Below are 16,938 nucleotides of genomic sequence, written 5' to 3' on the forward strand. Positions count from 1 at the left end.
TATATTGTCGAAATTTGGCGCAGTCAATAAAATGTTTTTCTACTTTAAATGATAGAAGCGAAAAAGCGTTGGTGTATCACAGGATAGTAATTTTTACTAATTAGATATTCAATTTTATGCAGGCTGAACCGATAGAAACAATAGATTCGCCCATATTTTGACTTGCGGTTAAAAAGGAGATGCTGACCATGTTTCAATATGAAGAGTTGAATAAACAGTTTATCGGCGGGAAATGGCAGGAAGGCAGCAGCCCAAATGTATTGGAAAACAAAAATCCTTATACTCAAAAAACATTCACAGCCTTCAAAAAAGCGACTGCTGACGATGTAGATGAAGCGTATCGGGCAGCGGCGCTGGCGAAGAAAAAATGGGATGCGGTGAATCCGTTCGAGAAAAGAACCATTTTAGAAAAAGCCGTCACATATATTGAAGAGAACGAAGAAGCCATCATTTATTTAATTATGGAAGAGCTTGGAGGAACAAGGCTTAAAGCGGCCTTTGAAATCGGGCTTGTCAAAAACATCATGAAAGAAGCGGCAACGTTCCCTGTCCGTATGGAAGGGAAAATTCTTCCGTCAACAATAGACGGCAAGGAAAATAGATTATATCGCGTGCCGGCAGGTGTTGTCGGCGTTATCAGTCCATTTAACTTCCCATTCTTTTTATCTATGAAATCAGTGGCGCCCGCACTCGGAGCCGGCAATGGCGTCGTGTTAAAGCCGCATGAGGAAACTCCGATTTGTGGCGGTACACTGATTGCAAAAATCTTTGAGAACGCGGGAATTCCAGAGGGGCTGCTGAATGTCGTTGTCACCGACATTGCAGAAATCGGAGACAGCTTTGTCGAACACCCCGTGCCGCGTATCATCTCATTTACAGGTTCTACGAAAGTCGGCAGCTACATCGGCCAGCTTGCGATGAAGCATTTTAAAAAGCCGCTTCTTGAACTCGGCGGCAACAGCGCTTTCATCGTGCTTGAGGATGCTGATATTGAATATGCGGTCAATGCGGCGGTGTTCAGCCGATTTACACACCAAGGACAGATTTGCATGTCAGCCAACCGCGTGCTTGTTCATTCTTCTATTTATGACAAGTTCCTAGAGCTGTATCAGGAAAAAGTGGAATCGCTGAAAGTCGGCGATCCGATGGACCCTGACACGATTATCGGACCATTAATCAACAGCAGACAGACGGACGGGCTAATGAAATCTGTGGAGCAAGCGATTGAAGAAGGCGCTGTTCCAGTGAAGCTTGGCGGATTTAACGGGACGATCGTGGAGCCGACGATCTTAAAAGACGTGAAACCGTTCATGAGCATCGCCAAGGAAGAGCTGTTCGGACCTGTCGTCTCCTTTATGAAGTTTGCTTCAGAAGATGAAGCGGTGGATATCGCAAACGAAACCCCGTTTGGCTTGAGCGGTGCTGTACATACATCAAATCTTGAGCGCGGCGTGGCTTTTGCGAAGCGAGTTGAAACAGGCATGATTCATGTCAATGACACGACCATCAATGATGAACCGAATGTGGCCTTCGGCGGTGAAAAGCAATCCGGTCTCGGCCGTTTGAACGGAGAATGGAGCCTTGAAGAATTTACGACACTGAAATGGATCTCGGTCCAGCACGAAAAACGCAGCTTCCCTTATTAAGAAAAGGAGTGAATGGAATTGAGCATAACGGAAAAAGAAACCGCAGACCTTCTGGACGCGTTTGTCAAAGTAGCCCCATATTTAAACAGCCTGATACAGGACGATATCACTATCGGCATTTACGATACGGAAAAACTGCTCGTAAATATACCGGCCAAAACCTTTTCTCTAAACGTAAAAGCCGGTGATCCGCTGCAGGAAGGGGATATTATCACAGACGCCATCCGCAGCAATCAGAAGAAGACGAGCATGGTTCCGAAAGAATTGTTCGGATTTCCATTGATCGCACGCGCCATCCCGCTCCACGACGAAAATGGAAGAGTGATTGGGGGCGTCGGCCTCGGAACGAGCCTCGAGGAGTCGTCTAAGCTGCATGATGTGGCGGAAAGCTTATCAGCCATTGTTGAACAAACAGCCGCAGCGATTTCCGATATTTCTGATTCAATCAACGGATTTTCATCTCAAATGACGGGGATTTCCTCCCAGGCGAAAAAGGTCAGCGAAAGCGCGGGTGAAATCGCCGATATTTCAGTAACCGTGAAAGGCATCTCTGACCAAAGCAATCTGCTTGGCTTAAACGCTGCGATCGAAGCGGCGAGAGCGGGCGAGTACGGAAAAGGCTTCTCTGTCGTCGCAGATGAAATCAGAAAGCTTGCAACGCATTCGAAAGAAAATGTCGGCCAGATTGACCAGATCACGAAAAAAATCCACAGCCTGCTGAAAGGGCTGGAGGAATCCATTGAGTCGATTAATCAGCATACAGATGGACAAGCCGCTGCCGTTGAACAAATTTCCGCCACGATGCAGGAGATTTCAGGAAGCGCGCAGCATCTCGCAAAAATGGCAGAAAACGCGCTTGAGGAAGAATAAGAGACCGGGGACAAACGTCCCCGGTCTTTTTCTATCCTGCATTTCCATGAATTTTGTCTGACGTTTTACTAGTTTTATTCCAGCGGCTGATTTAAAATGTACACATGAACTTACGTGAGGATTGATAGGAATCATGAGTATATTAAAAGCGGAAAATCTGTATAAAACATACGGAGATAAAACATTATTTGACCATATCTCCTTTCATATTGAAGAGAATGAGAGAATCGGATTGATCGGACCGAACGGAACAGGAAAATCAACGCTGCTGAAAGTGATCGCCGGCTTGGAATCTACCGAAGAGGGAGACATCACGAAATCCGGCAGCGTGCACGTCGAATTTCTTCATCAAGATCCGGAGCTGCCTGCGGGACAAACTGTGCTGGAGCATATCTATTCCGGTGAATCGGCTGTGATGAAAACCTTGCGTGAATATGAAAAAGCGCTGTATGAACTGGGCGAAGATCCGGAAAATGAACAGCGCCAGAAGCACCTGCTGGCGGCGCAGGCAAAAATGGACGCGAACAACGCGTGGGATGCGAACACCCTGGCGAAAACCGTATTGTCTAAGCTGGGCGTCAACGACGTAACAAAGCTGGTCAACGAGCTTTCAGGCGGTCAGAAAAAACGGGTGGCCATTGCCAAAAACTTAATTCAGCCCGCTGATCTGCTCATTTTAGACGAGCCGACGAACCATTTGGATAATGAAACGATTGAGTGGCTTGAAGGATATTTAAGTCAATATCCCGGCTCTGTCATGCTGGTGACGCACGACAGGTATTTCTTAAATCGTGTCACGAACCGCATTTATGAGCTCGAACGAGGCAGCCTCTACACGTACAAAGGCAACTATGAAGTGTTTTTAGAAAAACGCGCGGAACGGGAAGCGCAGGCTGAGCAAAAGGAAACGAAGCGCCAAAACCTGCTGCGCCGCGAACTGGCTTGGCTGAGACGGGGAGCGAAAGCCCGTTCCACAAAACAAAAGGCAAGAATTGACCGAGTGGAGGCGCTTAAGGAGCAGAAAGGCACTCAGTCATCGGGCTCACTCGACTTTGCGATTGGCTCCCATCGTCTTGGCAAACAGGTCATTGAAGCGGAGAACGTGATGATCGCTTATGACGGCCGCAAGCTTGTCGATCGCTTTCATGAACTGGTCATACCGGGTGAACGGATTGGGATTATCGGGCCGAACGGCATCGGAAAAACAACGCTGTTAAACACCCTTGCCGGCCGGCATACTCCTGACAGCGGCCATATTACGATCGGACAGACGGTCAGAATCGGCTACTATACGCAGGATCATAGTGAAATGAAAGGCGAGATAAAGGTCATTGAATATATAAAAGCAACGGCGGAAGTCGTCAAAACAGCGGAAGGTGATATCATTACAGCTGAACAAATGCTCGAGCGTTTCCTCTTTCCGCGTTCGATGCAGCAGACGTATATCCGCAAGCTGTCCGGCGGAGAAAAACGCCGTTTATACTTGCTTCAGGTTCTCATGCAGGAGCCGAATGTCCTGTTTCTCGATGAGCCGACGAACGATTTGGATACTGAAACATTAAGCGTTCTGGAGGATTATATTGACCAGTTCCCCGGTGTCGTCATCACTGTATCCCATGATCGCTACTTCCTTGACCGTGTCGTCGATCGTTTGATTGTGTTTGAAGGAAATGGCGTCATTTCCCGCTTCCAAGGCTCCTACAGCGATTATATGGAGGAGTCAAAAACGAAAAAAACAGCTGAAAAACCGGCTGCTGAAGCAAAACCTGCTGAAGCCGAGCCGAAGAAAAAACGAAAAAAGCTTTCTTACAAAGATCAGCTTGAATGGGATGGCATCGAAGATAAAATTGCCCAGCTAGAAGAAAAGCATGAGCAGCTCGAAGCTGACATCGCCGCAGCAGGCAGCGATTTTGGAAAAATCCAAGAGCTGATGGCCGAGCAGGCAAAAACAGCGGAAGAGCTTGAGGCTGCCATGGACCGGTGGACAGAATTGTCCCTCATGATAGAAGAGCTGGAAAGCTGAAAAAAGTGCGGCCCGCAGGTGCCGCGCTTTTTTCACATAATGTACAAAAACGAACCGGCCAGCTTATGATAGGATGGAATTGTGTGTCAGCGGCACACGGAAAACCAACGGAGATGATGAAGTATGACATGGACGATCGTGATGTTAATCCTCATGAGTCTGGTAAAAATCGTATTAACCTGTCTGCCAACAGGCGTCATGGAATGGCTGCTCAGCAAATTCGCGGTGCACGCCAAGCTGAGTGACGAAAATGCTGTTCTCTCTCTAGATGGAAAATGTCTCGAGGGCGAAGAGAAACAGAAAGTGATTGCGCAATTCAACGAAGCTGTCTTCCTGGAGAAATATTATATTTACCCAGGTGACGAAGAGCGTTATTTATATCCGGAAAACGGCGGCACGCCGCTGGTGATAGATACGAAAAAAGGCAAAAAAGATGTGAAACTGTTTGTATACAGCTATGACGACCATATCGACGTCATCAAACAATACAAGAAGAAAGTCATTGCGTATCAATTGCTTTCTGAAAGCCTTCAAAAGCAGTCTCTGTCAGTGACAGGAAGTTTAGCTTAAATAGGAAGGTGAAAAACGAGTGCTTTGTGCCACTCGTTTTTTTATTGTATTTCAAAACTTTACGTTTACGTTAAGGTTCAAAAGGTGTATAATGGTAACAGAAACGGCGAAGGGGGATTTACCTTGGAATGGATGAAGATTGATCAAGTAGCCAAAAGAAGCGGGCTGACTAAGCGTACCATCCGATTTTATGAAGAAATCGGCTTGATTCCCGCGCCGAAACGGACAGACGGCGGCGTAAGGCTATATTCAGAGGATGATATGGAGGAGCTTGAAAAAGTCATCAGCACAAAAGAGGTGCTCGGGTTTTCTCTTCAGGAGCTTCAGCATTTCATGGAAACCAGCCGCCAATTAGAGTTAAACAAAGAGGGGTATTTGTTGTCACTGGATCCTAAGGAACGGAAAGAAAAACTGGAGGAAATTCAGGAAAGCCTGAATCACCAGCTGGATTTGATTGATGAGAAAATCCGTACATTCCAAAGCTTTAAAGAACGCCTGCAAGGCATGAAAAATAAAGCGGAACGTGCCATTCAATCAATCGAATGAAAAATTTTCCAAACGCTATTTTGTAGCGTTTCTTTTAATGGAATAAAAATGGAGGTCAAGTCAAATGGATAAGACAACACAAGTGAATCAGAAGCCGGGCTTGCTCAGTCAGCCGAAAGCGGTATGGGCTGTCGCGTTTGCCTGTGTGATTTCCTTTATGGGAATCGGGCTGGTCGATCCAATTCTTCCGGCAATTGCCGCACAATTACATGCTTCACCTAGTGAAGTATCACTCTTGTTTACAAGTTATTTGCTTGTCACCGGATTTATGATGTTTTTCTCAGGAGCCATTTCCAGCCGCATTGGCGCGAAATGGACATTAATTCTCGGACTTATTTTTATTATTGTGTTTGCGGGGCTTGGCGGCAGCTCAAGCTCAATTGCTCAGCTAGTCGGCTATCGCGGCGGCTGGGGATTAGGAAACGCATTGTTTATTTCAACAGCGCTTGCGGTTATTGTCGGTGTGTCTGTCGGGGGCAGCGCTCAAGCGATTATTTTGTACGAGGCGGCGCTCGGACTCGGGATTTCGGTCGGGCCGCTTGCAGGCGGAGAACTCGGAAGCATCTCATGGCGCGCACCGTTCTTCGGCGTATCTGTCCTGATGTTTATTGCGTTAATCGCGATTTCTTTGATGCTGCCGAAATTGCCGAAACCGGCGAAACGAGTCGGTATGTTTGATGCGATGAAGGCGCTCAAATATAAAGGCCTGCTGACGATGGCGGCATCTGCGTTCTTATACAACTTTGGATTTTTTATTTTGCTTGCTTATTCTCCGTTCGTGCTGGATTTAGATGAGCACGGTCTCGGATATGTCTTTTTTGGATGGGGACTGCTGTTAGCCATTACGTCAGTCTTTACGGCGCCAATCTTGCATAAAGCGCTGGGCACAGTGCGTTCGCTTGTCGTTCTCTTTATCGCCTTTGCAGTCATTCTCATGATCATGGGGATCTGGACAGACCATCAGACTTTGATTATTACATGTATCGTTGTCGCCGGTGCTGTCCTCGGTATGGTGAATACGATCATGACAACCGCTGTGATGGGTTCTGCGCCGGTTGAACGTTCAATCGCGTCTTCAGCCTACAGCTCAGTCCGCTTCATCGGCGGCGCGCTCGCTCCGTGGATTGCGGGAATGCTCTCAGAACACTTCACCGCAAGCACACCGTATACGGTAGGCGGAGTTGTCGTTTTTGTCGGCATGCTTGTCCTTCTCATGGGACGTAAACATCTTGCCGGAGTTAAGGCGGGACATTAAAACGAAAGACACTGCTCGTGAGGCAGTGTCTTTTTTTAATCGTGGAATCTTCCCATTACAACCGTATTGTAGTAGTTTCCGTCAGAAAGCAATTTCTCCTTTTTTAAGATTCCTTCTGCTTCAAATCCGTAGGTCTTATATAGTGAAATGGCTCTTTCGTTTGTTTCCAGGACATTCAGTGAGATTTTTTTCATTCCGTTGGTATCCGCCCAAGAGAGAGATTGCTGTAAAAGATGCTTCCCAATGCCATAACCCCAAAATTCTTTTAACACGCATACACCGAACTCCGCTTTATGAGAGGATCGTTTTAAATCAGTTCCCTCACATCTGGAAAACCCCGCGAGCCTTTCCTGCACTTCAGCCACTAAAAATAAGTTTCTCTTTTTCTCAGTATCTTCCTTTATCCGTTGTTCAAAATCCAGTTCATCTATAAAATCCTCGCCCTTCTCTCGATCCATGTATTCCGTTTCACCATCAATCTTCAGCCTTAAGGCAGACAGCTTTTGTGCATCTTCTACACGAGCTGATCGAATAGTATACTGAAGCCCATTTACATTGAATTCTTTTTTTTCGATGATCATGTTATCCCCCTTTACTGTCAGTATGTGTTATTCGTTATAATGGCATCATAATCGAAATGGTGCAGGGGAAGGACAGCCTTTATGACAAAATTTTACTATTTAACGGCTAAAACGCCTTTAGAAACCGGTTTTTTCAGGCAGCAAGAACGGCATTCGCGGAAAGAGCATCCGCTTCGGTCAGGCATCGACGCGGCGGGGATTTATTTTGAAGAAGCTGAGAATGTATCCGTTCATTTACGATTGCCATTTCAAGTGATGGTCCATGCTGTAGAGGGGACGTTTGTTATGGATAAGGCACAGCCTGACGAATATGATCAGAAGTGTTTACAGGCACTTTATCAATACATACACAGCATCATGAAAAACAGCTTTTCTGTCGAGTGGTTCACCGCATGGGCTGATGAGGAGGACTTTGAGCTATCGGCGAAAAGAGAGCTGACACTTGATGAATTCACATCGCCATTGCAGCTCATTTTAAAAGACAGAGAGCTTCTGAGAATCGTTCAGAAAAAATGGCACTAAAAAACCCGCCCTTCAGCAGGCGGGTTTTTTCATAGATTAAAGCACTTTCGTCGTCCAAGACTCGCAGTTCCACGTTTCTGTCGCGATATCCATATAAAACTCTGGCTCGTGGGAAATGAGCAGAATCGAGCCTTTGTATTCTTTGAGCGCGCGCTTGAGCTCTTCCTTCGCGTCGACATCCAAGTGGTTTGTCGGCTCATCGAGCACCAGCAGGTTTGTTTCTGAATTGATCAGCTTACACAATCTGACTTTCGCTTTTTCGCCCCCGCTTAATACGGATACGCGGCTTTCGATATGTTTTGTCGTCAGTCCGCATTTGGCCAGAGCGGCCCGGATTTCGTACTGCGTGTAAGAAGGGAATTCGCTCCATACCTCTTCAATGCACGTATTGGTGTTTGATTCCTTGACCTCTTGCTCGAAATAGCCGGTAAAAAGGTGTTCGCCGCGTTCAACCGAGCCTTCAAGCGGCTGGATTTCGCCAAGCAGGCTTTTCAGCAAGGTCGTTTTTCCGATCCCGTTTGCGCCGTAAAGAGCGATTTTTTGCCCGCGCTCCATGCGGAGGTTGAGCGGGCGTGACAGCGGGGAATCGTAACCAATGACTAAATCCTTCGTTTCAAATATCAGCTTGCCTGACGTTCTCGCCGACTTGAAGTGGAATTCCGGCTTTGGCTTTTCTGCCGCAAGCTCGATCATATCCATCTTATCGAGTTTCTTTTGGCGGGACATCGCCATGTTTCTTGTGCTGACACGGGCTTTGTTGCGGGCAACGAAATCCTTCAGCTCCGCGACTTCTTGCTGCTGCTTTTTGTAGGCTGCTTCAAGCTGCTGTTTCTTCACCTCGTAGACTTCCATAAACTGATGGTAGTCGCCGACATAGCGTGTGAGCTCTTGATTTTCAACATGATAAATCAGGTTGATGACGCTGTTTAAGAACGGAATGTCATGGGAAATCAGGATAAACGCGTTCTCGTATTCCTGCAGGTAGCGTTTCAGCCACTCAATATGCTGCTCATCAAGATAGTTGGTCGGCTCATCGAGAAGCAGAATTTCCGGTTTTTCAAGGAGAAGCTTGGCGAGAAGAACCTTGGTGCGCTGTCCGCCGCTCAAATCGGTGACATCACGCTCCAATCCGATATCGCTCAAACCGAGTCCCCGGGCGATTTCTTCCACCTTAGAATCAATGACATAAAAATCATTATTCGTCAGCGCGTCTTGAATCACGCCGACTTCTTCAAGCAGCTTTTCGAGTTCATCGGGATCAGCTTCGCCCATTTTGTTGTAAATCTCGTTCATTTCCTCTTCCATCGCAAATAAATAATGGAACGCGTCTTTTAGGACATCACGAATGGATTTTCCTTTTTCCAGCACGGTATGCTGATCCAGATAGCCGACACGGACATTTTTTGACCATTCGACTTTTCCCTCATCAGGTTCAAGCTTTCCGGTAATAATATTCATGAAGGTGGATTTTCCTTCACCGTTTGCGCCGATCAGCCCGACGTGCTCGCCTTTTAACAGGCGGAAGGAGACGTTATTAAAAATGGCCCGGTCACCGAAGCCGTGACTTAAATCCTTTACAGATAAAATACTCATATTTACACCTCTATCGTTTATCAAACACGCACAATCGGCGTGTATTATTCACCCTTATGATTATAAAGGAGGAATCGAAATGTTGAAAGGTATAGGAAAGAAAAAGAAAAATTGCGTTCTGGGCGAGCTTTTGAGATACTATGGAATAGATTTCACGAATTGAGGAGAACAAAAATGACGCAAACTTGGCCATTTTTACATAATGCACAATCATTTATACAAGAGAATTGGAATGCTTCCGGCTTTCAAAAGCCGACGCCTGTTCAGGAACAGGCGGCTCAGCTGATTATGGACGGAAAGGATGTCATCGCGGAATCGCCGACAGGCACAGGCAAGACGCTGGCGTACGCGCTTCCGGTCATGGAGCGGATCAAACCAGATCAGAAGCATCCGCAGACAGTGATCTTAGCGCCTTCGCGTGAGCTGGTGATGCAGATCTTTCAGGTGATTCAGGATTGGAAAGCGGGCTCGGAGTTGCGCGCGGCTTCCTTAATCGGCGGGGCGAACGTGAAGAAGCAGGTCGAAAAGCTGAAGAAACATCCGCATATCATTGTCGGCACGCCAGGCAGGGTGTTTGAACTGATTAAAGCGAAGAAATTAAAGATGCATGAAGTGAAAACGATCGTGCTTGATGAAACGGATCAACTTATCCTGCCGGAGCATCGCGAAACGATCAAGCAAATCATGAAAACGACATTAAGAGACCGCCAGCTTCTGTGCTTCTCTGCCACGCTCAAACAGGAAACAGAGGACGTGATCCGCGAATTGGCGCATGAGCCTGAGGTGTTGAAGGTGCAGCGAAGCAAGGCGGAAGCTGGGAAAGTGAAACATCAATATCTGATTTGCGACCAGCGTGATAAAGTGAAGCTGCTGCAAAAGCTGTCAAGGCTTCAAGGCATGCAGGCACTCGTGTTTGTGAGAGATATCGGCAACCTGAGTGTGTATGCGGAAAAGCTGGAGTATCACCATGTCGATCTCGGCGTGCTGCACAGTGAAGCGAAAAAAATGGAGCGTGCGAAAATCATTGCCGCATTCGAAGACGGGGAATTCCCGCTCTTATTGGCGACTGACATTGCCGCACGCGGCTTGGACATTGAAAACCTGCCGTACGTGATTCATGCCGATATTCCTGACGAAGATGGCTACGTTCACAGATCAGGCCGAACAGGCCGAGCTGGGAAAGAAGGGAACGTACTGAGCCTCGTCACAAAACTGGAAGAGTCAAAGCTGAAGAAAATGGCGAAGAAGCTTGGTGTGGAGCTGAGTGAAGCTGTGTATGCAGGCGGAAAACTGAAAACGAAATAAAAAGGAGGGCGAAAAGCCCTTCTTTTTTGTTGTAAAATAATAGAAAAGGTTATGCGCGGGGGTGGGGAGATGGCTTCAATAGACAGATTTCAAATAGTGAAGGAGCCTGAGCTGAAAATCATTGAACACTGGTTCCGAAATGAGGATACCAGGCGGAGAATGGATGGGATGTTGCCATTAGATGTGTGGTATGCACGAGTGAATGAAGATGAAAACGATTCTGTCATCATGGCATATGACGGGCAGCTGCCGGCGGGAATGGTCGTTATGGAGTTCGTGGAGGAGCGGGCGTATATTGGATTGATCGTCAATCCTTTGTACCGGCTTCAAGGGTATGGAAAACAGATATTGCAAAACCTGCGTAATCATCCTGATTTGACGAGAGTGCGGGAATGGGCCGCGTGCATTGAAGAAGACAATCAAATTAGTGTGGCTTGCTTTCAAGCAGCGGGATTTACGTTGGAAGACACTGAACCTGATGAAGATGGCTTTCTCACTTTGATTCTTCGTATCTGACCTCATACAAAAACAAAAGGAGGGCGAAAAGCCCTCCTTGTTTTCATTATCATATCAGCTCGGATCACTGACTTTGATCAGCTGTTTTCCTTTATTTTCGCCTTTAAACAAGCCGAGAAACGCGTCAGGAATGTTTTCGAAGCCTTCTGTGATGGTTTCCTCGTAATGAAGCTTTCCATCCTTCAGCCATTCGGCCAGCTGTTTTGCTCCTTCAGGAAAACGGTCGGAGTAGTCGCCTACGATAAACCCTTGCATCAGCGACTTCGTTTTGATCAGCTTCGATTGGACGCGGGGGCCCATGTCATCCGCATCGCTTTCCGCATTATAGGAAGAAATGGCACCGCACACCGGAATGCGGGCAAATTCATTGAGCAGGTTCATGACCGCATCTGAAATCGGCCCGCCGACATTGTCAAAGTATACGTCGACACCGTCAGGACAAGCGTTTTCAAGTGCTTTTTGAATATCATCAGCTGTTTTGTAATTGATGGCTTCGTCAAACTGCAGCTCCTGTTTTAAATAGGCGATTTTTTCATCAGAGCCCGCGATGCCGACAACTCGCGCGCCTTTGATTTTGGCAATTTGTCCAACCGTTGAACCGACGGCTCCCGCAGCTCCGGAGACAACTACGGTTTCGCCTTCTTTCGGGCGCCCGATGTCCAGCAGCCCAAAATATGCCGTCAAGCCGGTCATTCCTAAAATGCCGAGATAGGCCGAAGCGGGAGCGAGGCTTGTATCAATTTTTCGCAAGGCAGACTCGCTCACAGCGGAAAATTCCTGCCAGCTGAGGTTTCCGATGACGATATCGCCTTTTTTCAGATGCTCACCGTCTGACACGACTTCAGCGATCACCCCGCCAGAGAGCGGTTCATTCAAGCCGAACGGTTCGACATATGACTTCGTATCCTGCATACGGCCGCGCATATAAGGGTCAACGGATACATAAAGCGTTTTGACAAGCACTTCCCCTTGTTTCGGCTCGGGGACCGGAATGGTTTCAAAGCGAAAGTCTTCATGAACGGGAACACCTTGCGGACGTTTTGCTAATTGAATTTGCTGCTGAGATGCTGTCATTTTCATCCTCCTATCACTTCATTGACACCACTGTAACATGGAGAGGAGGAGAAATACAAAAGGTAAGCTGGCATACAAAAAAGGAGAGGGGTTTCCTCTCCTTTTTATGTCGCCCGTAATTTCGGGCACAGCCCCGTCGGCAGGCACATGGGCTTCTGGTCGATCGGGCTTCTCATGATGCAGCATTCCAAGCCGAAGACTTCACGGAAAAACGGCTGGGTAAACACATCTTCCGGTGTTCCGGCATTGTATATTTTTCCGTCCAGCACACTGATCAGATAGTCCGCATATTGAGCGGCCTGGTTTAAATCATGGAGCACCATCACAACGGTGCGGCCGTGATCGCGGTTCAGCTTTTTCAGCAGTTCAAGCACTTCAATCTGGTGTGAAATGTCTAAATACGTGGTCGGTTCATCAAGCAAAAGTAAATCAGTGCCTTGAGCAAGCGCCATGGAAATCCATGCTCTTTGTCTTTGGCCGCCTGAGAGGGCATCCAGTGTCCGTTCTTTCAGCTCAATCATTCCCGTTGCTTCCAGCGCCCACTCTACCATATCGTGATCCTCTTGAGTATGCTTGGATAATAGCTTTTTATGAGGATGTCTGCCAAAATAGCATAATTCCTCCACTGTCAATCCTTCAGGCGCCTGAGGCGATTGAGGAAGAATGGCCAGCTTTTTGGCGACTTCTTTTGACGGCTGGCGGTGTATATCTTTTCCTTCCAATAGGACCGTACCGCTTTTTGGAGCCATCAGCCTGGCGAGCGATTTGAGGATTGTTGATTTCCCGCAGCCATTGGCACCGATGAGCGCAGTGATTTTTCCTTCTTCTATCTTTAAGTCGACTCCGTCAATAATCACCGTGCTGTCATATGAAAGAGTGAGCTGGTCTGCAGCCAGTTTTCCCATGGTATCCTCTCCCTACTGTTTCCTCGCTTCGAATTTCAATAAATATAAGAAATAAGGCGCGCCGATCACGGCTGTTAATATTCCGGCAGGTATTTCAACCGGAGGCATGATGCTGCGCCCTAACGTATCTGCAATTAATAAGATAATAGCACCAATCAATGCCGATGCAGGCAGTAAATATTTGGCTTTTTCTCCAGTGAGCCGTCTGGCGATATGCGGAGCAAGCAAGCCGATAAAACCGATTGAGCCGACGACGGCTACACAGCTTCCCGCCAGCGCTACCGCGATGAATATCAGAATGAACCGCAGCCGGTTTGCGTTTTCGCCGAGACCCTGCGCAAGCTCATCACCGAGTGACATAAGATCCAGTTTCGGTATGAGAATGCAGACGATCGGCAAAAGAATCAATAGCCATGGCGCAAGCAACTTGACATCTTCCCAATTTCTTCCCCAGAGGCTGCCTGTCAGCCAAATGAGTGCAGCATTCACGTCGCCCGGAAACTTGACCATCATATATTGCATCCCGGCATGGCAGACCGCGCCTAATGCGATGCCTGATAAAGCCAATGAAGAGGGCTGAATGCCTTTTTTTCGGGCGATCATTAACAATAGTACAGCAATAATGGCTGCTCCGGCAAATGCGGAGAACGGAAGCACGTACACCGGCGATTCAGGAAACATTAGAATCACTGCCATCGCCGCGAGTCCGGACCCCTTTGAAATGCCGACAACGTCAGGGGAAGCGAGCGGATTGCGGATGACGCCCTGCAAAATCGCTCCGGCCGCGGCCAGTCCGGCACCGGCCAAAATCGCTAATAGTATCCGTGGAAGGCGGTATTGCTGGATGATGAATTCAAAAGATTGATCCAGGCCCAGCAAATTCGTCACCACCGCATCCGGGGAAATGTATAATGCACCGAAGCCGATGCTGATGATAGACAGAACGATCAGAAGCACGGCCAATATGAGTATCGCCAGCAAGGGGCGTTTTTGCTTTCTGGTTGTTTTCTTCATTTCAGATTTCGCCCTTTCCTTGCCAAATATAAGAAGAATGGTGTTCCGATAATCGCGGTGACAATGCCGACCGGTGATTCATAAGGAAAGGCGATCCATCTGGCCAGAACATCTGCGTACACCAGCAAAATAGCACCGAACAGCGCTGAAAACGGAAGCACATATTGATAATGTTCTCCGATCAGCTTGCGGACAATATGCGGAACGAGCAGTCCGACAAAGCCGATCGGCCCGGCGACGGCTACGGAAGCGCCGGAAAGAATTAAAATGACAAAACTAATCAGAATCCGGATGCCGTTCATATTTTGCCCAAGCCCTTTTGCCGTTTCGTCACCGAGACCGAGAACAGAAATAGAACCGGAAAACATGAGGGCCAGCCCGATGCCGATGACAGAAAACGGAGCGATGGTCATGACGTCCTGCCAATTGCTGCCGTCTATCGCGCCTGTCATCCAGTACAGAACATCCTCTCCCGACTCATTTAATATAATGATGGCCTGTGTCATGGAGGAGAGGAACAAATGCACCGCCATTCCTGACAGCGCCAGCTTGACAGGTGTCATTCCGCCGGATGAGGCAATCGTATACACAATCGCGCCTCCTGCGGCCGCACCCGCAAAAGCGAATACAACGGAGGAATAGGGCGATGCCGGCAGAATGATGAGAGCGGCAACAACAAAAAGAGACGCACCCGCATTTACACCGAAAATTTGAGGCGAAGCCAAAGGGTTTCTGGTCATGGCCTGCATCAGCGCCCCTGCTACGGCCAGGCTGGCGCCGACGAAAACGCCGATTAATGTGCGGGGAAGGCGAAGAGTAGAGATGATGAGCTGTTCCTTTGAACCGTCCCATACAAAAAGGTATTTCAATGAATCTATGATGCTGATATCTGAGGCTCCTACTGAAAGATTCAGCCCAAGCCCGAATATCAAAATGATTAGTGCGATGAGGAACATCATCAGTCTTGATGATGAACGCCGTTTGGCTGAATGATACAACAGTCTCACTTCCTTACTGCGTCTGGTTGCAAAAACGAAGAAGCAAGGATATCCCCTCGCTTCTCATTGTCCTACTTATTATACACTTTTTTAAGCACGTCTTTGGCGCTTGTTTCACTAGACTTGATGCCTCTGAATCTTGTCCAAGTGTCACGGTCCGCATCATAGACTTGTCCGTTTTTCACCGCTTTGAGATTTTTCCAGAGCGGATTCGTTTTCCATTCATCTACAATGGTCTTGCCTTCATTGGCTGAAATGAACAAAATATCCGGGTCGATTTTGCTTAGTTGCTCGAGGCTGACCTCTTGATAGGCGTTATCCGATTTGACAGCGTGTGTAAAACCGAGCATTTTAAAGATTTCTCCGTCATAAGATGATGACGTATGAAGCTGGAATGAATCTGCTCTTGCAACCCCGAGGACGATGCTGCGGTCTTCATCTTTCGGAAGTTCCGCTTTTAGATTGTTGATGACTTTGTTGTGCTCGGCAAGCTTTTCTTTTCCTTCATCTTCTTTATTTAAGGCTTTAGCAATGGTTGTAAAGCTGTCGATCGTTTCGTCATATGTCGCTTCCCGGCTCTTTAATTCTATCGTCGGTGCGATTTGTTTCAGCTGTTTATAAATGTTTTTATGGCGCTCAGCGTCAGCGATGATTAAATCAGGCTCCAAGGAACTGATGACCTCCAGATTCGGTTCGCTGCGTGTGCCTACAGATGTATAATCAATTGAGCTGCCGACAAGCTTTTTAATCATATCTTTTTTGTTGTCATCGGCGATGCCCGCCGGCGTAATGCCGAGATTGTATACAGCATCCAAGAATGAAAGCTCAAGGACAACCACTCGTTTAGGTGTGCCGCTTACTGGTGTTTTTCCTTCTTCGTGCTGGATCACTCTGGATTCCTTAGACTTGCTTTCGCTGCTTCCGCTTTTATTCTGGCTGGGTGAACAGCCCGATACAATGAAGCAGGCGATTAATAAAACACTCATGATGGCAATCAACTTGTTAGAATAGGTGCGCATGTCATTCTTCCTTTTTTTAGATTTAGTAATGAGAATCATTATCACATGTAAACACTATAATAACATGGCTCATCATGTCAATATTTTTTAAATAAAGAAAGATGCGGGCTTACTGCTTTTTCATGAAAGCATCATCAGACACAAATAAATGGTATACAGCATTGCCGTGTCTGCGGGATAAAAACGCATTGGCATTGGCTTTAGAGGTTTCAAGCATGTCAGCGTTGGCATATGGAAGGAGAGCGCCGAGATAGCCGGTCAATTTCTTTTCTATTTCTTCTGAGAGTGCGAATTCAATGTCGCCAATATTCATGATAATCGAGAAAACAAAGTCGATATCGATTTGAAATTTTTCCTCAGCAAAGACCGCCAGCTCGTGAATTCCGGGTGAACAGCCGGTCCGCTGATGGAAAATCTGTTTGACTAAATCACTCACAATCCATGCATTGTATTGCTGTTCTGGTGAAAAGTATTGCATTAGACATACCTCCTGCTTGTACG

16 protein-coding genes and 1 pseudogene are annotated in these 16,938 nt (G+C 47.3%); 9 read left to right on the forward strand and 8 right to left on the reverse strand.

All coding sequences use genetic code 11. The features are described 5' to 3' along the window. Positions 1 to 188 precede the first annotated feature (188 nt). The 6 genes from yfmT (at position 189) to ABZM97_RS04135 (ending at position 6,910) form a co-directional block, all read left to right on the forward strand. Complete coding sequence (gene yfmT, locus ABZM97_RS04110; protein ID WP_087992515.1) at positions 189 to 1,646, forward strand: benzaldehyde dehydrogenase; 1,458 nt, start codon at positions 189 to 191, stop codon at positions 1,644 to 1,646. A 12-nt stretch (positions 1,647 to 1,658) separates the two neighbouring features. Continuing rightward, positions 1,659 to 2,516: a methyl-accepting chemotaxis protein gene (locus tag ABZM97_RS04115; protein WP_087992516.1), complete on the forward strand. Its 858-nt coding sequence runs from the start codon at positions 1,659 to 1,661 to the stop codon at positions 2,514 to 2,516. Between the two features lie 133 nt (positions 2,517 to 2,649). Further along, the gene (locus ABZM97_RS04120) at positions 2,650 to 4,539 is read left to right on the forward strand and encodes an ABC-F family ATP-binding cassette domain-containing protein (protein WP_087992517.1); all 1,890 of its coding nucleotides are present in this window, start codon (positions 2,650 to 2,652) and stop codon (positions 4,537 to 4,539) included. Between the two features lie 123 nt (positions 4,540 to 4,662). Then, on the forward strand, positions 4,663 to 5,109 hold the full coding sequence (locus tag ABZM97_RS04125; protein ID WP_087992518.1) for a YfmQ family protein: 447 nt from the start codon (positions 4,663 to 4,665) through the stop codon (positions 5,107 to 5,109). A 123-nt stretch (positions 5,110 to 5,232) separates the two neighbouring features. After that, on the forward strand, positions 5,233 to 5,655 hold the full coding sequence (locus ABZM97_RS04130; RefSeq protein WP_010330336.1) for a MerR family transcriptional regulator: 423 nt from the start codon (positions 5,233 to 5,235) through the stop codon (positions 5,653 to 5,655). Between the two features lie 64 nt (positions 5,656 to 5,719). Then, the gene (locus tag ABZM97_RS04135; RefSeq protein ID WP_087992519.1) at positions 5,720 to 6,910 is read left to right on the forward strand and encodes an MFS transporter; all 1,191 of its coding nucleotides are present in this window, start codon (positions 5,720 to 5,722) and stop codon (positions 6,908 to 6,910) included. A gap of 35 nt (positions 6,911 to 6,945) precedes the next feature. Here the strand turns inward: ABZM97_RS04135 and ABZM97_RS04140 are convergent, their stop codons facing one another. Beyond that, positions 6,946 to 7,491 (reverse strand): N-acetyltransferase family protein, encoded by a 546-nt coding sequence (locus ABZM97_RS04140; RefSeq protein ID WP_367387252.1) that lies wholly within the window; start codon positions 7,489 to 7,491, stop codon positions 6,946 to 6,948. A gap of 285 nt (positions 7,492 to 7,776) precedes the next feature. On the opposite strand from ABZM97_RS04140, the pseudogene ABZM97_RS04145 reads away from it, so the two are divergent. After that, positions 7,777 to 7,930, forward strand: a pseudogene (locus tag ABZM97_RS04145) (hypothetical protein). A 119-nt stretch (positions 7,931 to 8,049) separates the two neighbouring features. Here ABZM97_RS04145 and ABZM97_RS04150 read toward each other — a convergent pair. Continuing rightward, positions 8,050 to 9,606, reverse strand: a complete 1,557-nt coding sequence (locus ABZM97_RS04150; protein WP_367387253.1) for an ABC-F family ATP-binding cassette domain-containing protein — start codon at positions 9,604 to 9,606, stop codon at positions 8,050 to 8,052. Positions 9,607 to 9,780: 174 nt separating this feature from the next. Between ABZM97_RS04150 and ABZM97_RS04155 the strand changes: the two genes are divergently transcribed. Together ABZM97_RS04155 and ABZM97_RS04160 are read left to right on the forward strand one after the other, a co-directional pair. Further along, complete coding sequence (locus tag ABZM97_RS04155) at positions 9,781 to 10,911, forward strand: DEAD/DEAH box helicase (protein ID WP_087992522.1); 1,131 nt, start codon at positions 9,781 to 9,783, stop codon at positions 10,909 to 10,911. 69 nt (positions 10,912 to 10,980) lie between these two features. Beyond that, complete coding sequence (locus tag ABZM97_RS04160) at positions 10,981 to 11,427, forward strand: GNAT family N-acetyltransferase (protein ID WP_087992523.1); 447 nt, start codon at positions 10,981 to 10,983, stop codon at positions 11,425 to 11,427. 54 nt (positions 11,428 to 11,481) lie between these two features. Here ABZM97_RS04160 and ABZM97_RS04165 read toward each other — a convergent pair whose 3' ends face one another. From ABZM97_RS04165 to ABZM97_RS04190, 6 genes are all read right to left on the reverse strand, one after another. Further along, positions 11,482 to 12,501, reverse strand: a complete 1,020-nt coding sequence (locus ABZM97_RS04165; RefSeq protein ID WP_367387254.1) for an NADP-dependent oxidoreductase — start codon at positions 12,499 to 12,501, stop codon at positions 11,482 to 11,484. A 104-nt stretch (positions 12,502 to 12,605) separates the two neighbouring features. Continuing rightward, on the reverse strand, positions 12,606 to 13,406 hold the full coding sequence (gene yfmF / locus ABZM97_RS04170) for a Fe(3+)-citrate ABC transporter ATP-binding protein YfmF (protein ID WP_087992525.1): 801 nt from the start codon (positions 13,404 to 13,406) through the stop codon (positions 12,606 to 12,608). Positions 13,407 to 13,418: 12 nt separating this feature from the next. Then, the gene (gene yfmE, locus ABZM97_RS04175; protein ID WP_367387255.1) at positions 13,419 to 14,420 is read right to left on the reverse strand and encodes a Fe(3+)-citrate ABC transporter permease YfmE; all 1,002 of its coding nucleotides are present in this window, start codon (positions 14,418 to 14,420) and stop codon (positions 13,419 to 13,421) included. Further along, positions 14,417 to 15,418 carry a Fe(3+) dicitrate ABC transporter permease FecD gene (fecD, locus tag ABZM97_RS04180; protein ID WP_367387256.1) on the reverse strand — a complete coding sequence of 334 codons (1,002 nt, stop codon included), beginning with the start codon at positions 15,416 to 15,418 and terminating at the stop codon, positions 14,417 to 14,419. Before fecD ends, yfmE begins: the two co-directional genes overlap by 4 nt. Before the next feature lie 71 nt (positions 15,419 to 15,489). Next, on the reverse strand, positions 15,490 to 16,437 hold the full coding sequence (locus ABZM97_RS04185; protein ID WP_367387257.1) for a Fe(3+) dicitrate ABC transporter substrate-binding protein: 948 nt from the start codon (positions 16,435 to 16,437) through the stop codon (positions 15,490 to 15,492). A gap of 109 nt (positions 16,438 to 16,546) precedes the next feature. Further along, positions 16,547 to 16,915: a DUF3212 family protein gene (locus ABZM97_RS04190; protein ID WP_087992529.1), complete on the reverse strand. Its 369-nt coding sequence runs from the start codon at positions 16,913 to 16,915 to the stop codon at positions 16,547 to 16,549. Between the last annotated feature and the right edge of the window lie 23 nt (positions 16,916 to 16,938).

It is taken from the genome of Bacillus vallismortis, from assembly GCF_040784915.1.
Classification (GTDB): domain Bacteria; phylum Bacillota; class Bacilli; order Bacillales; family Bacillaceae; genus Bacillus; species Bacillus subtilis_G.

What these genes read in the sequence shown, in the direction of transcription:
- yfmT (WP_087992515.1), top strand. Translation starts at nt 189, where the DNA reads ATGTTTCAATATGAAGAGTTGAATAAACAGTTTATCGGCGGGAAATGG.
- ABZM97_RS04115 (WP_087992516.1), top strand. Translation starts at nt 1,659, where the DNA reads ATGGAATTGAGCATAACGGAAAAAGAAACCGCAGACCTTCTGGACGCG.
- ABZM97_RS04120 (WP_087992517.1), top strand. Translation starts at nt 2,650, where the DNA reads ATGAGTATATTAAAAGCGGAAAATCTGTATAAAACATACGGAGATAAA.
- ABZM97_RS04125 (WP_087992518.1), top strand. Translation starts at nt 4,663, where the DNA reads ATGACATGGACGATCGTGATGTTAATCCTCATGAGTCTGGTAAAAATC.
- ABZM97_RS04135 (WP_087992519.1), top strand. Translation starts at nt 5,720, where the DNA reads ATGGATAAGACAACACAAGTGAATCAGAAGCCGGGCTTGCTCAGTCAG.
- ABZM97_RS04140 (WP_367387252.1), bottom strand. Translation starts at nt 7,491, where the DNA reads ATGATCATCGAAAAAAAAGAATTCAATGTAAATGGGCTTCAGTATACT.
- ABZM97_RS04150 (WP_367387253.1), bottom strand. Translation starts at nt 9,606, where the DNA reads ATGAGTATTTTATCTGTAAAGGATTTAAGTCACGGCTTCGGTGACCGG.
- ABZM97_RS04155 (WP_087992522.1), top strand. Translation starts at nt 9,781, where the DNA reads ATGACGCAAACTTGGCCATTTTTACATAATGCACAATCATTTATACAA.
- ABZM97_RS04160 (WP_087992523.1), top strand. Translation starts at nt 10,981, where the DNA reads ATGGCTTCAATAGACAGATTTCAAATAGTGAAGGAGCCTGAGCTGAAA.
- ABZM97_RS04165 (WP_367387254.1), bottom strand. Translation starts at nt 12,501, where the DNA reads ATGACAGCATCTCAGCAGCAAATTCAATTAGCAAAACGTCCGCAAGGT.
- yfmF (WP_087992525.1), bottom strand. Translation starts at nt 13,406, where the DNA reads ATGGGAAAACTGGCTGCAGACCAGCTCACTCTTTCATATGACAGCACG.
- yfmE (WP_367387255.1), bottom strand. Translation starts at nt 14,420, where the DNA reads ATGAAGAAAACAACCAGAAAGCAAAAACGCCCCTTGCTGGCGATACTC.
- ABZM97_RS04185 (WP_367387257.1), bottom strand. Translation starts at nt 16,437, where the DNA reads ATGCGCACCTATTCTAACAAGTTGATTGCCATCATGAGTGTTTTATTA.
- ABZM97_RS04190 (WP_087992529.1), bottom strand. Translation starts at nt 16,915, where the DNA reads ATGCAATACTTTTCACCAGAACAGCAATACAATGCATGGATTGTGAGT.